This window comes from Shewanella sp. SM23 (assembly GCF_025654295.1).
In the GTDB taxonomy this organism is placed as follows: Bacteria; Pseudomonadota; Gammaproteobacteria; order Enterobacterales; family Shewanellaceae; genus Shewanella; species Shewanella oncorhynchi.
This window is the reverse complement of record NZ_JAKKRM010000015.1, coordinates 49,840-64,521: the sequence shown is the minus strand read 5'-3', so window position 1 is coordinate 64,521 and position 14,682 is coordinate 49,840. Positions and strand designations below refer to the sequence as shown.

14 protein-coding genes are annotated in these 14,682 nt (G+C 43.7%); 11 read left to right on the top strand and 3 right to left on the bottom strand.

Annotated features, from left to right (window positions below):
• Nucleotides 1–40 precede the first annotated feature (40 nt).
• Nucleotides 41–529 (top strand): peptidylprolyl isomerase, encoded by a 489-nt coding sequence (locus L5L98_RS16860; protein WP_263142473.1) that lies wholly within the window; start codon nucleotides 41–43, stop codon nucleotides 527–529.
• A 239-nt stretch (nucleotides 530–768) separates the two neighbouring features.
• On the opposite strand, the gene L5L98_RS16855 is transcribed toward L5L98_RS16860, so the two are convergent.
• Nucleotides 769–2,712, bottom strand: a complete 1,944-nt coding sequence (locus L5L98_RS16855) for a M1 family metallopeptidase (RefSeq protein WP_263142472.1) — start codon at nucleotides 2,710–2,712, stop codon at nucleotides 769–771.
• Between the two features lie 254 nt (nucleotides 2,713–2,966).
• Between L5L98_RS16855 and L5L98_RS16850 the strand changes: the two genes are divergently transcribed.
• From L5L98_RS16850 to L5L98_RS16835, 4 genes are all read left to right on the top strand, one after another.
• Entirely contained in the window at nucleotides 2,967–3,194 is a 228-nt protein-coding gene (locus L5L98_RS16850; RefSeq protein WP_006082094.1) for a DUF3389 family protein, read from the top strand.
• Between the two features lie 92 nt (nucleotides 3,195–3,286).
• Nucleotides 3,287–3,958, top strand: a complete 672-nt coding sequence (locus tag L5L98_RS16845; RefSeq protein ID WP_263142470.1) for an alpha/beta hydrolase — start codon at nucleotides 3,287–3,289, stop codon at nucleotides 3,956–3,958.
• A gap of 363 nt (nucleotides 3,959–4,321) precedes the next feature.
• Nucleotides 4,322–6,040 carry a bifunctional UDP-sugar hydrolase/5'-nucleotidase UshA gene (gene ushA / locus L5L98_RS16840; protein ID WP_263142468.1) on the top strand — a complete coding sequence of 573 codons (1,719 nt, stop codon included), beginning with the start codon at nucleotides 4,322–4,324 and terminating at the stop codon, nucleotides 6,038–6,040.
• Nucleotides 6,041–6,461: 421 nt separating this feature from the next.
• A complete protein-coding gene (locus tag L5L98_RS16835; protein WP_173244258.1) occupies nucleotides 6,462–9,122 on the top strand; it encodes a TonB-dependent receptor in 2,661 nt (886 codons plus the stop codon).
• Nucleotides 9,123–9,211: 89 nt separating this feature from the next.
• Here the strand turns inward: L5L98_RS16835 and L5L98_RS16830 are convergent, their stop codons facing one another.
• Both L5L98_RS16830 and L5L98_RS16825 read right to left on the bottom strand, forming a co-directional pair.
• Nucleotides 9,212–9,571 carry a TraR/DksA C4-type zinc finger protein gene (locus L5L98_RS16830; RefSeq protein WP_105252207.1) on the bottom strand — a complete coding sequence of 120 codons (360 nt, stop codon included), beginning with the start codon at nucleotides 9,569–9,571 and terminating at the stop codon, nucleotides 9,212–9,214.
• A 187-nt stretch (nucleotides 9,572–9,758) separates the two neighbouring features.
• Nucleotides 9,759–10,709, bottom strand: a complete 951-nt coding sequence (locus L5L98_RS16825; RefSeq protein ID WP_105253104.1) for a tRNA-dihydrouridine synthase — start codon at nucleotides 10,707–10,709, stop codon at nucleotides 9,759–9,761.
• Nucleotides 10,710–10,977: 268 nt separating this feature from the next.
• On the opposite strand from L5L98_RS16825, the gene L5L98_RS16820 reads away from it, so the two are divergent.
• The 6 genes from L5L98_RS16820 to apt all read left to right on the top strand — a co-directional run bounded on the left by L5L98_RS16820 (nucleotide 10,978) and on the right by apt (nucleotide 14,681).
• Nucleotides 10,978–11,406, top strand: coding sequence for a hypothetical protein (locus L5L98_RS16820; protein ID WP_028759624.1), 429 nt, complete (start codon nucleotides 10,978–10,980; stop codon nucleotides 11,404–11,406).
• A 116-nt stretch (nucleotides 11,407–11,522) separates the two neighbouring features.
• On the top strand, nucleotides 11,523–12,392 hold the full coding sequence (locus tag L5L98_RS16815; protein ID WP_263142465.1) for a DUF692 domain-containing protein: 870 nt from the start codon (nucleotides 11,523–11,525) through the stop codon (nucleotides 12,390–12,392).
• The gene (locus L5L98_RS16810; protein ID WP_263142463.1) at nucleotides 12,392–13,138 is read left to right on the top strand and encodes a DUF2063 domain-containing protein; all 747 of its coding nucleotides are present in this window, start codon (nucleotides 12,392–12,394) and stop codon (nucleotides 13,136–13,138) included. The genes L5L98_RS16815 and L5L98_RS16810 overlap by 1 nt, the downstream gene beginning before the upstream one ends.
• Before the next feature lie 150 nt (nucleotides 13,139–13,288).
• Entirely contained in the window at nucleotides 13,289–13,411 is a 123-nt protein-coding gene (locus L5L98_RS16805) for a hypothetical protein (RefSeq protein WP_006082086.1), read from the top strand.
• An 81-nt stretch (nucleotides 13,412–13,492) separates the two neighbouring features.
• Nucleotides 13,493–13,861, top strand: coding sequence for a YbaN family protein (locus tag L5L98_RS16800; RefSeq protein WP_028759627.1), 369 nt, complete (start codon nucleotides 13,493–13,495; stop codon nucleotides 13,859–13,861).
• Between the two features lie 268 nt (nucleotides 13,862–14,129).
• Nucleotides 14,130–14,681, top strand: coding sequence for an adenine phosphoribosyltransferase (gene apt, locus L5L98_RS16795; RefSeq protein WP_263142462.1), 552 nt, complete (start codon nucleotides 14,130–14,132; stop codon nucleotides 14,679–14,681).
• The last annotated feature ends 1 nt before the right edge of the window (nucleotide 14,682 follow it).

Sequence of the window (14,682 nt, the reverse complement as noted above, 5' to 3'; positions counted from 1 at the left end):
CGGCCCACAATTGAAATCGAAGAAAATCAAAGGATATTCGATGAGCATTAAAGACGATATGGTTGTGCAGTTTAACTACACGCTGCGTGACGAGAAAGGCGAAGTGATCGAGACGAACGAAGGTCGCGATCCGATTGCCTATTTACACGGTCATGACAACATGATGCCAGGTGTAGAAAACGCGATCAATGGTAAAGCCATCGGTGAAAAGTTCACTGTGACTTTACCTGCTGCCGAAACATACGGTGAGCGCGTAGCGGATGCTGATGCGCACCAACGTGTGTCGGTTAAGCACTTATTGGGCGCGACTGCGTGGAAACCGGGTATGACTGCTGTGGTCAATACTGACCAAGGTCAACGCCAAGTGACTATCGTTAAAGTGGGTAAGTTTATGGCTACTGTGGATGTAAGCCATCCATTAGCGGGCCGCGAACTGACATTTGATATCGAAGTCGTTGGTGCCCGTGACGCGAGTGATGAAGAAATCGCCCACGGCCATGCCCATGGCGCTGGTGGTCATCACCACTAATCTTTAGGCTTCGGGTTCGGCTTCGCACTTGGCTTTTATCTGACTCAATGTGAGATGAGTATAAGTTCAGAATAAGTTGAATGAATCGAGGTCAAAGATTGAATAGCAAAAGCCCAAACCTAGGTTTGGGCTTTTTTGTTTTTATGGTGCTAATGGCTTAATGGTTAGCGCAACCGCTAATGGCAATGGCACTTCATCTCGCTAATGATTTGTTATACCGCTAATAGCTCTTTATCTGGCTAATGGCTATGTTCATGCTCGAGTGGTTTGTCGGCAAACATCATATCTAGACTTGCTTGGGTTTGTGGATGGTAACCGCTGCGAGCCCTGAGATAGACACTCTTGGCCCAGTCGTACTGATCTGTGCTTGCAAGCTTTTGATATAACGGCACGATTAAGCGCATGCGACCAATATGGGTCAAGTGCTGTTTTAATGCGGGTAATACCGAGTAATAGCCGTTGTCTAGGGCGAGTGAATACCATGCAAAAGCGATTTCACTGTTGCCTGTGCCCGTAAAATGGAACGCATTATCTAGCTCGGCAAGCTTGACTTGGTCTAGATTGACTCTTGGCATTTCATTGATAAACCTTAACCACTGGTGCACTGTCCAAGTGCTGGTTTTCAACTCGCTTGCACTAAGTTTTCCGTCGAGCCAAGTTTGTCTTTTGGCATCGATATCATCGAAGGCGTGGGAATTGGGCGGCACTAAAAATGACGGCAAACCTTGACCTTCAATCCAAGTATCCACTTCACCTTCACTGACAAGATGGGGATATTTGTTTAATAGATTCAAAGATAAATATTCACGGAATTGCGCCGTAGTAATACTCTGAAATGCAAAATGATCGAAGTAGCTTTTTACAAAAGTGTCGAAGCGTTCACGGCCAAATTTTTGCTCTAAAAATATTAAGAACAACTGGCCTTTTACATAAGGGACACCGCTGAAGGCTTCGTCGGGCGAACGTTTACCGAGATTGAGATGTAGCACAGAATCGGCAGGAGTAAGTTCTGCAAGCTCGGCAAGCAATTCAGAGTAGCCGATGGTTTGCTCCATCAGCGCTCGGTCACGACCATAGAGATCTTCCATGATGCGGTTCTCAACATAGGTCGTAAAACCTTCATTAAGCCAGAGATCGCGCCAAGTGGCGTTGGTCACTAAATTACCTGACCACGAGTGCGCAAGTTCGTGGGCGATGAGGCTCACTAAGCTTTTATCACCCGCGATCACTGTGGGTGTAATAAAAGACAAACGCGGGTTTTCCATGCCGCCAAAGGGGAAACTTGGTGGCAAGATAAGCAAGTCATAACGTCCCCAAGGGTAATCGCCATAACGTTTAGCAGCGATTTTGATCATTTCTGGCGTGTCGGCAAATTCTTTGCTCGCTTTGTCGAGGATCTCTGGCTCAGCCCAAATGCCCGAGATGTTATCTAAGGGAGCAAACTTTAAATGTCCGGCCGCAATAGCAATCAAATAAGCTGGAATAGCCTGCGGCATAGTGAATTGGGTCTGAGTGCTCGACAGGGTTTTGCGATCGGCACTCATGACCACAGTTATGGCTTTATCGGCAGTAATTATTGCGCTATAGGTTTGGCGAACGGCTGGCGTATCTTGCAGTGGGATCCAACTGCGGGCGTGAATCGCCTGACTCTGACTGAACATAAAAGGCAACTGTTTACCTTGGGTTTGCTCAGGGGTTAACCATTGAATACCAGACGGATTATTCGACGTGTGGTAATTGATTTTAACTTTTTGGGTATCTTCATCGGCAAGTTTGATGGTTAGCGCGGCGCCTTTTACAGCGTCCGCTTTGGCTAAGGTGAAGGGAACGCTTTGCCATTTCCCAGCTGTATTTAAAGCACTTACGCTGTTAATCGTCAGATCTCGAGTATCTAAGATGAGTTCTTTCCCCGCCTTATGCCAAGCTAAATCGAGGGTGGCTTCACCGGATAAGCGGTTGTGTTTAAAATCGACGGTAAGAGTTAGTTCCAAATGACTCACGCTGACTTCAGTGTAATTGGCGTAGGTCAGTGCATCTTGGTTCTGCTGCGTATCTGCTTGTACAACAGTGGCAGTAGGCTCAGTGGTTAAGGTATTTGGAGTGCTATTGGCATAAGCGCAGGGAATTAGTTGCAGGGCAAAGACTAGGGGGCTGCAAAGGACGGTTCGGCGAAGTGAAAGCATTATTTATAGTAGCCTAATGATGAAGTATGTTAGTTCGAGTTTGGGGTGATAAGACCATCAATTCAGCTTGGTTTTCTGTTAACCCACTCTATATAGCGCAAAAGTTTACCTGATAATTCACTGGATTTGTTATCTCACTGTTAGCTCAAATGTAATCAAACTTTAATGGCTTGGATGTTGGTCAGGAAATGCCATCGGTAAAAGAGCACAAGTTTGCTATGATGACGGCGTTTTCACATAGGGTGGTTATCATAATGGTGTTAGATTTTTCGCAGGGTAAGTTAATCGTTACTGAGTTTGAGGTTCAAGTGCGCCTCAACGTTGCCAGTATCGTACTGCAAGCGAGTGCTGAGGATATCGGCTTGAGACGTCAGCCTCCTATGCTGATCGCCGATGGTGGCGGTGTACGTTGGAGCTTAGTATTGGACTCAAATGCTCAGTTACGTGCGATTCAAGATGTGCTGGGCATGGATGCTGAATAACCTGTGCCCGAGTGGTGATGAGTGTTTAACGTATAGATTTATCATCATTTTTTAGTTGATGAGTGTTTAATATCGAATTGGGAATTTTTAGTATGTCAGTTTCTCTTGAGCGTATTGTTGTCGAACCTAAGACTCCTGCTACGGCTGTGGTTATTTGGTTACATGGATTAGGGGATTCGGGGGCCGGATTTGCTCCCGTAGTGCCTGCATTAGGCTTACCTTCAGATCATGCTATTCGATTTATTTTTCCCCATGCACCAGAGCAAGCCGTGACCATTAATGGTGGCTACGTTATGCGCGCTTGGTACGATATTAAAAGCATGGATTTGCATGATAGAGCCGATATGCAAGGCGTGCTTGAGTCGGAGAAAATGGTTGCCGCATTAATTAATGAACAAATCGCAGCGGGTATTGCGAGCCAACGTATCGTATTAGCGGGATTCAGTCAGGGTGGAGTAATGAGTTTATTCTCTGGACTGCGTTTCCCTGAGCCACTTGCAGGGATTATGGCGTTGTCTTGCTATTTGCCGACGGGCGATGTGTTACCCGCTGAATTAAGTGCGGCGAATCGCAATACACCCATATTACAGCAACACGGTCTACAGGATGATGTTGTACCATTATCCGCTGGAATGTTAGCAAAAGAAGCCTTAACGGCGGGCGGCTATCATGTTACGTGGCAGACTTATCCAATGCCTCATTCTGTCATTCCTGAACAATTGAAAGCGATTTCTAAATGGTTATTACAGCGATTTGAAATGTAGATAAGTCTAATTGCTGATAAAAGCAGCATGCGGTAAGTTGAAATTTACCCATGCTTGTTTTTTTAAAGGAACAATCGCGATGTTTTTTCATATTTCCTAAGTTATTTATAACAAACGATTAAAATCCATTTATTCCATTTTTATTTTGTATTCTCTAAATATATAAAAATCAGTCATTCAGCTTATTTTTTATATGAAACAAATCCTTCTTAAAATGCCCGCCAAATTTCATATAAATGTCAAGTTTTTAATAAAAATGACACAATTTATCTTTATTATTTGCTATTATCCGTGACGCTGAACTTGATGGAGTTCACGGCAATCTTTCTATGATAAAATAATTAAAATCAAGGGGTTGATGTAATGAGACATATGCTTATTAAAGGATTAGTTGCAACTGCTGTTCTCGCTGCACTTGCTGGTTGCAATAATAGTGATGACGATAAAGTTCCAACAACGTGTGCTGAAGCGGGAAGTGCTTGTAAAACGTTTACCGTTTTACATACCAATGACAACCATGGCCGTTTCTGGGAAAACAGTGATGGTGAATACGGTTTAGCCGCTCAGAAAACTCTAGTTGATCAAATTCGGGCTGAAGTGAGTAAGAATGGCAGTCAAACCTTATTATTATCTGGTGGTGATATTAATACGGGTGTACCAGAGTCTGATCTTCAAGATGCCATACCAGACTTTACGGGCATGAATAAAATTGGTTATGACGCCATGGCTGTTGGTAACCATGAGTTTGACAATCCGTTATCAGTACTTGATATGCAGCGTCGCCTTGCTGAATTCCCTATGTTAGCGGCGAACATTTACCGTAAAAATGCCGAAGGCAAACCTGGCGAACGTTATTTTGATGCCTATAAAGTATTTGACATTAATGGTCTTAAAGTTGCTGTTATTGGTTTAACGACAGAAGACACTGCTAAGATTGGTAACCCAGAATACATTAGCGATCTAACATTCACCGATCCCAAGGTGGAAGTTGCTAAAGTGATTAAAGAAATTAAAGATGCCAAAGCGGCAGATATCATTTTCGCTACCACGCACATGGGTCATTACGCGGATGGTAAAAATGGTAGTAATGCCCCTGGCGATGTAGCTATGGCTCGCGCATTGAAAGAAGGGGATTTACAAGTTGTTATCGGTGGTCATTCACAGAATCCAGTGTGTATGGAACCGGGAACTGACAACAAAGCATATGCAGCCTTTAAGCCTGGTGATGCATGTGCACCTGATAAACAAAATGGCACTTGGATCATGCAAGCCCATGAATGGGGTAAATATGTTGGCCGTGCAGATTTTGAATACTTTAACGGTGAACTCCATCTAGCGAGCTACAAGCTTGTCCCTGTGAATATGCGCAAACTGGATGATGCTGGTAAGAAAACTGCTGACTTAGCTGGCACTAAAATTGAACCGGATTCAGAGTTAAAAGAACTGCTTTCTTACTATCAAGAGAAAGGTCAAGCTAAGTTAGGCGAAGTCATTGCGACAACGGATGCCCTGTTAGATGGTGAGCGTGCAAACGTGCGTAATAAGCAAACTAACTTAGGCCGTATGTTAGCGATGGCACAAAGTGCTAAAGTGACTGCTGATTTTGGTGTAATGAACTCAGGCGGTGTACGTGCATCTATCAAACCAGGCAACATCAGTTACCGTGACGTGCTGACAGTTCAGCCATTTGGTAATATGGTTACCCTTAACGAAATGACGGGTACTGAAGTTGCGGCTTATTTAGGCGCAGTCGGCAGTCTTCAAGTCGGTTCTGGTGGTTATGCACAAATCACTGGTGTGAAAATGACCATTGACTGTGAGGCTAAAACAGCCAACATCAGCGACATTGGCGGCAAGGATTTTAGCCCAACAGCCACTTATAAGTTCACTGTACCTAGCTTTAATGCTGCGGGTGGTGACGGTTATCCTAAACTAACCAGCCCAATTCAAACGGGTTTTGTTGATGCTGATTTACTCTATTCTTTCTTGAAAGAGAAACAAGTGATTAAAGCTGCTGACTACAATCCTGTAGGCGATATTGTTTATGAGAACTCAAAAAGTGTTGAAGGTTGCCAACTTTAAGTAATCAATCATTACTCAGTGTTTCAATATTAATGCCACTCAAATGAGTGGCATTTTTTATGGTTAATTAATATTGAACTAAGTGTAAATTAATATTCAGCATTTTATTTACGATACACTTTGATTCATTTGTGGCGTGAGTTTCCCAGCGCTCTTTTGGTTAACAATTGATATTTATTGTATCAAATTAAATATTTAATATATTCAACAGGTCTGCATTGCTTAACCCCATGATGTATATCCAGATGTCTTATATTCAAGTTGATTTATTTTGTGTCAATTTGTTTTAATTTGAGATTAATTGTTTTTAATGGTTGACTTAGATGTTGCGCATTAACATTATCCCTACAGCGAAATAGAGTTCGCTTGCCAAATATAAAAATAACAAACATAGGGTTTTATTTACCTCAAGGAGAGATTAATGCGCTATTTAAGTTTAACGGCCAAAGCCGTTCGTACTAGTTTAATTACAGTGGCGACAAGCAGTGTGGTTTTTTCTGGAATAGGCTTTTCTGCAGCGGTAAATGCAGCAGAAGAAAATGCGAAAGTTGAACGCATTGAAGTGACGGGTTCTCGTATTAAACAAGTTGATATGGAAACTGTTTCACCCGTGACTGTCATTAATGCTGCGGATATTGCCATGACGGGTGAAAAAACCGTTGCTGACGTATTGAATAACTCTGCCATAAACAGCTTTGGTTCTTGGCGTGGTATTTCTGGCTATGGATCAGGAGCAAGCTCAACCAGTGATGTCAATTTACGTGGTTTAGGAGCGTCTGCGACATTAGTGTTATTAGATGGACGCCGTATGCCGGGCACGAGTTCAAGCTCTGGCTCTGTGGCCGATACATCTTCTATCCCTATGGCTATCGTGGAGCGTATTGAAATCCTGCGCGATGGCGCCTCGGCAGTATATGGTTCCGATGCGGTTGCGGGCGTGATAAACATTATCACTAAGAAGGAGTTTGAAGGGTTTCAGCTTGATTACAGCACTGAGCAGCCAAGTGTTGAAGGAGGCGATGCCAACCGTTTATCACTTGCAACGGGCTTTAATACTGATAAAGGCAATATCACGCTAACCTATGAATATTATGATACTAAAGCGGTAATGGATCGTGATATTTGGCGAATGGACGATTCAAGTTATAACGCATATAGTGGATATAGCTCAGTACCAAACGGTAAATATGGACCAGGCAATGGTAGCTGGTATAGTAATTCAGATATATGTGAAAAAACGGAAAATACCATAGACTCAGGTGATGGTCGTTGTTTATATAATCATGGTAATGTCACTAAGTTATTTGGCGATCAAACTCGTAATTCGCTGTTATCTAATTTCTCCTATGAGATTTCAGAGAATATAAAATTCCGAGGTCGTGCTTCTGCTTCATTAGCAGAAACTGAAACCCGTTATGCGGGTACGCCAGTATCAACGAATACCCCTGTGATGAGTGCCGATAATAAGTTTAATCCAGTTGGCGAAGAATTAGTGATTTCTATGCGAGGCGCGCAACTTGGCGAGCGAGATACATTAACTGAAACCAACAACTTTGATATTCTAGGTGGCTTTGTTGGTACAATAGATTCAGGGAATGGTATCGACTGGGAATTAAATGCCCAGCACGCAACATCGACGACAAATAGTTTTAATTATAATTTACTGAACGACGATATTATTCAGCAAGAAATTGATTCAGAGCAATATGATATTTTCAATACCTCTGGAATGAGTTATGAGCAGTGGGATCAACAGATGACAGATCTGTATCGTAAAGCAGCGCATACTGGGGTTTATCAGGGCAAATTTGAAAGTACTCAATTGGATGGTCTTGCTTCGACCTTACTGCTCGATGACGGTGATCTTTCGGTCGCTATGGTCGGTGGTCTTGAATATGAAATGATCAAGTTTAAGCAAACCAGTGATCCAGAATCGGCCGCGGGTATTATCTCCGGCGGTTCGGGGGGTGATGATGTGGATGCCACACGTGACCGTAGCGCCGCTTATTTGGAACTCCAAGTAGGCTTACCTGCCAATGTTGAGTTTTCTGCCGCAGTACGTTATGAGCGCTATGAGCAGGAAGGAACTCTCACAGGGCCTCAGGGGGAAGTCGTTAATTCATCGACCTTCGATGCCGTGGTGCCTAAGTTTGGTTTAAGCTGGCGTCCTATAGACACATTATTACTGCGTGCTAGCTATGGTGACTCATTCCGCGCGCCGAATATGAGCGAAATGTTCTCGTCTCAATCCTTGAGTTTTGAGAAGGGTGTTGATTCTTTATGGTGTAATGAACCTGGTAACGTGGATGCCATATATTGCGCGACTAATAATCAACATAAAACCTGGTATGGAGGAAATCCTGATCTAGAGGCAGAAGAGGGCAACTCGTTAACCTTTGGCGGCGTTTGGAATGTCACTGACGCATGGAACTTGGAGTTATCTTATTACTCAATCACCTATGACAACAAAATTGAGTCAATTGATGTGGATGATATCCTGCGTGATGAAATCAAGAATGGTTCTTCTCCCTATGTGACGCGCGGCCCTGATGGCAAGATTGAATATATTGAAGCCGGAGTTCGTAACTTAGCTACAGTTGAGACCTCAGGTATCGATTTTGTTACGGCTTATAACTTAGAAACAGGCTTTGGGGATTTCAATTTCAAACTGGATTTAACTCATGTGCTTGATTTTAAAAAGCAGGATAACGCTGAAGCAGACATGATCGACTACGCAGGGTCGACTGACTCGCCCGATTGGCGCGGTAACTTTGCGACCAGTTGGAAATACGATGATTTCTCTGCCGCATGGACAGTTGTTTATATTGGTAGTCAATCAGCAAGTTATTTCAACGAGTTAGAAGAAACCGACCGTTATGTTGATTACGATAATTACTTTAAACATAACATTCAGTTTGGTTATACCCATGCTTATAACGGCTCTATCACAGTAGGGGTGAATAATGTGTTTGATGCTGAAACACCAAACTATTACACCTATGCCGATTATCGCGATGTGAATGTGGGTTTATATGATGTGTTAGGTAGAACGTATTACCTGAGAATAAACCAGAAGTTTTAGGTTGTCCGCCCTCCCTGGATAACTCAAACCTCCGCTTGCGGAGGTTTTTTTGCTTATAAGGCAGTTTACTGGATGTCGAATGAGCGCTATCAATGCGTGAGGCGCAGTTCGTGGCGGTGTTCATGCTGATAATGCTCGGCGCAGGAGGTGCAGCGTTGTTCGGTGGGATCTTGGCTTAAGCGTTCGGTTTCAATTTCTGCCTCACAATCCGAGCAAAGACCGTAGAGACCTAAGTCGAGCTGGCAAAAGGCGGCATCAAGTTTATTTAATCGGCAAAATAGTGGGTGTTCAGCCAGTGGTGTCTGAGCCAATTTATCAATTAATTCTGCCAGACTCAGGCTAGCGTAATGCTCCCCTATGGCTTCGAGGAACAGAGGGAGCGCGCCTATTTCTTTCCTTAGATTAGCTTCAAGCTCTGACAATTCATGTCTGATATGGGTGGTGCTCACGTAAAATCGCCTATTTCATTTGACTCTAGGCGTCCAGTCTAATAGTTCCACTATCAACGACTATGATAAAGATCAAGTATCTGCCACATTTTCGGTTTTTTAGCCGTTAAAAATCGAAAAAGTACTTCATTCTTATCGCATTATATGTGCTACGGCAAAAGCCCTTTTATCACACATATCGTCGCGATTATTCGTCGCATAAGTTCCGTTGCGCCGTTTCTAATACGCGGACTATTTCTTCCGTTGTTTTAAAGACTCGCAGTTCCCTAAACAAGGTATCGGCTTCGGGATATTGACGGTTGAGATAGGTGAACCACTGTTTGATCCGGGCTGGATAATAGTCACTCTTACGGCCATTGAGTTCCCTTTGGGTATAACTGAGCATGAGCCCTAAGGTTTGCGCCCAAGTATAAGGAGTGGCTCCTGTCTTGATAGTATCAGCCAAGTTCGGCAATGAAATTGCCCCGCGGCCGATCATGATACTGTCGCAGCCCGTGACCTCGATACAACGCTTAGCATCGTCACTGTTCCAAATTTCACCGTTGGCGATCACCGGGATTGGCAAACGTTTGCGCACTTCGGTGATGTATTCCCAGTAGGCTGGCGGTCTGTAACCGTCGACTTTACTGCGCGCATGGATGGCAAGTTCAGTTGCACCGGCTTCATACACAGCAATGGCGTTTTCCATAAACAGTGACTTATCTTCATAGCCCAAACGTATTTTGGCCGTTACGGCATGCTCTTTTGGTACTGCTTGACGCATGGCTTTGACAATATCGTGCACACTCTCAGGATATTGCAATAATACGGCGCCACCTTTACTGCGGTTAACAATTTTTGCTGGACAGCCAAAGTTTGCATCAACACCGTGTGAACCTAGCTCAATGGCACGCAGGGCATTTTCGCCCATACATTGGGGTTCTTGACCAAGCAATTGTACTCGTACTGGCGTACCTGAAGGGGTGTTGCCGTTGTTGAGCAGTTCAGGACACAGTTTGAGAAAGACCTTTTCAGGCAGCAGTTGGTCTACCACTCGCACAAATTCGGTGACGAGCAAATCGTAGGGATTGATGGTCGATAGGATGTCACGCATCAAAGCGTCTACTACGCCTTCCATTGGAGCCAAAATCACACGCACTGCAGTAAACCCATATCTGTTGCAAAGGGCGAGCATTCTACCTTATCAGCCCTAAGTTACAAAGTGGCCTAGTGAAGGAGGATGAATAGGTGCACCAATAAATAAAATCCAAGCTAAACTGATGGTCCTAGCAGGATATTTTTATCATTTCTGTGACTTAGTGATATTTTTTTGCAATAGAATCGAAATAAGGCAGGTCTTTTGTTGTAAGCCAGCTACTTAAACTGTTGTTGGTCATTATTACTCAATAAACAAGAAGGGATTATTTATGAATTCAGTTAAAAAAACAGCAGTTGCAGTAGCGTTAGGTTCAGTTGTGATGAGTTCAGCTTTTGCTGTCAATGCACAAACTAACCCATTTGGTTTTGAAGCTATGGATGCGGGCTATCAAATTGTCGGTTCAGAAGGCAAATGTGGTGAAGCCAAATGCGGCGCAGACATGAAGAAAGCCGCCGCTGAAAAAGCCAAAGAAGGTAAGTGTGGTGAGGCTAAATGCGGTGCTGAGATGAAAAAAGCGGCTGCAGATAAAGCTCATGAGGGGAAATGTGGCGAAGCGAAATGCGGTGCTGACATGAAGAAAGCCGCTGATAAGGCCCATGAAGGTAAGTGTGGTGAAGCAAAATGTGGCGCTGATATGAAGAAAACCGCCGAAAAAGTGGATGCTAAAGTCGAAGCCGTTAAAAAAGAAGTGAAGTAAAGCGGGTTTGTTTTATCCCTGCAGTTATTGGGATAATTGAGCCTAAAGAGGCCAGCCAGCGCTGGTCTCTTGTGTTTTATTCTTAAGCGATTACAGGTTAGCGTTCGTGAGGTTTTATGAATGAACAGAAAAATACGGCACAGGTAGGGCTGGGGTTAAGGCGAGAAATGCTCAGTGAATTTTGTTTACAGGTGCCTGATGCTATTCATTTTTTTGAAGTGGCGCCTGAGAATTGGATGACCTTAGGTGGTAAATTTGGCCGCCAATTTCGTGAGTTGACTGAGCAACATACTTTCTACTGCCACGGTTTGAGTTTATCCATTGGTAGCCCTGAACCTTTAGATCTCGCGTTTGTAAAAAATATCAAAACCTTTATGGATTTACACCAAATCCAAGTCTATTCCGAACATTTAAGTTATTGCTCAGGGCAAGGTCACTTATATGATTTAATGCCTATCCCTTTTACCGACGCTGCAGTGAAGCATGTGGCGGCGCGGGTCAAGCAAGTAGAAGATATTCTAGAGCGGCCGCTTATTTTAGAAAATGTGTCTTTTTATGCCGCTCCAGGTGCGCAAATGACAGAACTTGAATTCGTTAATGCCGTGCTGCAAGAAGCCGATTGTAAACTGCTACTGGATGTGAACAACATCTATGTGAACTCGATAAACCATCAATACGATGCCGATGCCTTTTTACAGGCCATGCCGACGGAGCGCATCGCTTATCTGCATATTGCTGGGCACTACAAACAAGCTGAAGATCTGCTCATTGATACCCATGGCGCAGCCATTAACGATCCCGTCTGGACATTATTACAGCGCTGTTATGCTTTGCATGGGGTAAAACCGACTTTGCTTGAGCGTGACTTTAATTTGCCGACAACCGCTGAATTGTTGCTCGAGATAAATCAAATTCACGGTTATCAAATGGAGGCGTCCAACTCCCATGCCCAAAATAGCGCTCATGCCGTAAAGAGGAGCGCCTAATGGATTTTAAGCAAGTGCAGCAATCCTTTATCGATTATATCCGCGATCCCTCTTCGCCATTGCCCGCGGATACTGATTTCCGGAGTATGCAGGTTTACCGCGAGTTATTTTTTAATAATGTGCTGGGATTTGTGTCGAACGGCTTCCCCGTGCTTAAAATTTTGTATTCTGAGGAGGAATGGCTGACTTTGGTGCAGCGTTTTTTCAGTCAACATGATTGCCAATCGCCCATTTTTATCGATATCGCGGGTGAGTTTTTAGATTTTTTACAGCAGGAATATCAGCCCACGGCTAATGATCCTGTTTTTATGCTCGAATTAGCGCACTATGAATGGCTAGAGTTGGCCGTTGCGGTCGCACAGGCGAGTGAGGATGAATCTCAACTTAGCTCAGCGCAAATTCCGACGCAGGCTTTATGTTTGTCACAGACGGCGAGGGTAGCGCAGTATCATTTTGAGGTGCAGCACATTCGTCAGGATTATCGGCCGCAGCAACGACTTGATACGCCAGTGTTTTTTTGTCTCTATCAAGATGCCGATTGTGAAGTGTGCTTCTTACAGTTAAATCCCTTAAGCGCACAGGTACTGGCATTTCTTCAAGCTCAAGGCCAAGCGGGTTTTAAAGAGATAGTTGATTGGTTAACAATCACTTACCCTCAAATGGCGCCAGAGATTATTGAACAAGGTTGTATGCAGTTACTCGAGCAATTAGCGGCGAAAGGGATAGTGCGCGGACGTCAGTCTTAAGGTTGGGATTATTGCCGAAATAAATACAATAACCCTACATTTAGAGGGTTTTTATTAATTTGACAAACCGCTACAATGTCGGCCGTTTTGTGATCTCAATCACTGTACGATTCCTGCGCACTTATACTTGCACATACTAGAGGAGCTGTAATGAGTAGTCAGCCGTTCAAAGACCCATTTAATTTTTTGTATTTTATTGGTTTTATTTTAGTTTTACTGTTGCCGACTCTGCCAGCAAGTCTGTCTTGGTTAAAGCATTTAGGTTTAATTTAAGCGAGCGTTAATCTCTAGCGCGTAGCCTATTGGCCACTCTTCGAGTGGCTTTTGTTTTTCCGATAAAGGGCATTTAAACCTATGGTATTAAAGCGCGGATTATTTTTACTGTTAGGCTTAACCGCTTTAGTCTTAGGTTTAGTCGGTATCGTGCTACCGATATTGCCGACCGTGCCTTTTATCTTGCTTGCTGCCTTCTGCTTTGCCCGCTCGAGTGAACGTTTACACCATTGGTTGATGACACATCCCTGGTTTGCCGACGCTTTAACCCAGTGGCAAGAGCAGCGAGCAATGCGTAAGGGATTGAAACGCAAAGCCATGATAGTTAGCGCACTCAGTTTTAGTCTGAGTATTATTGTGGTCCCTATCCTTTGGGTAAAAGGTCTGCTGTTTGTCATGGCGTTGATCCTACTTTGGTATCTTAAAGGTATACCTGAAATAGAGGGATGATTGAGTGATTGAATGGGCTCAGGCGCTGTGACTGAAAGTTTAGTCGTGTTCTTGTTGAGGCTATTTAACTGAGTGCCAACAGGGTTTGATCTAAGGCACAAATTGATAACCTTTCCATCACTTGTGCATTGTGATTGTTGCAACTAAAACTAAAGCGGCATAAGCTTTGTCCGACTTTCGACAATGCGTCCACCCAGTGTGGACGTTTTGTTTTATACCGCCACCGCTAGGTTGGTGAATTGATTAAGTAACTTATTAAGCAAATATGATGGCTATGAATACAGAAACCTTATCCTTGATAAAGCAAAGCATTAAAACGATTCCTAATTATCCTAAGGAAGGGATTTTATTTCGAGATGTCACCAGTTTGCTTGAGAATGCAGCAGCCTATAAAGCGACCATTGACTTGTTAGTTGAACATTATCGTGGTCAAGGCTTTACCAAAATTGTGGGTACTGAAGCCCGTGGTTTCTTATTTGGTGCACCGTTGGCTTTAGAATTGGGTATCGGTTTTGTACCTGTGCGTAAACCCGGCAAATTGCCGCGTGCAACCATCAGCCAAAGCTATGAACTGGAATACGGTCATGATAGCCTAGAAATTCATACTGATGCGATTAGCGCAAATGACAAAGTGCTCGTTGTTGATGATTTACTCGCCACTGGCGGTACTATCGAAGCGACCGTTAAACTGATCCGCCAACTCGGCGGTGAAGTTAAACATGCGGCCTTTGTGATCTCATTACCTGATTTAGGCGGTGAAGTCCGTTTAACCGCATTAGGGCTTGAGTTGGTTAAACTTTGTGAGTTTGAAGGCGAATAAA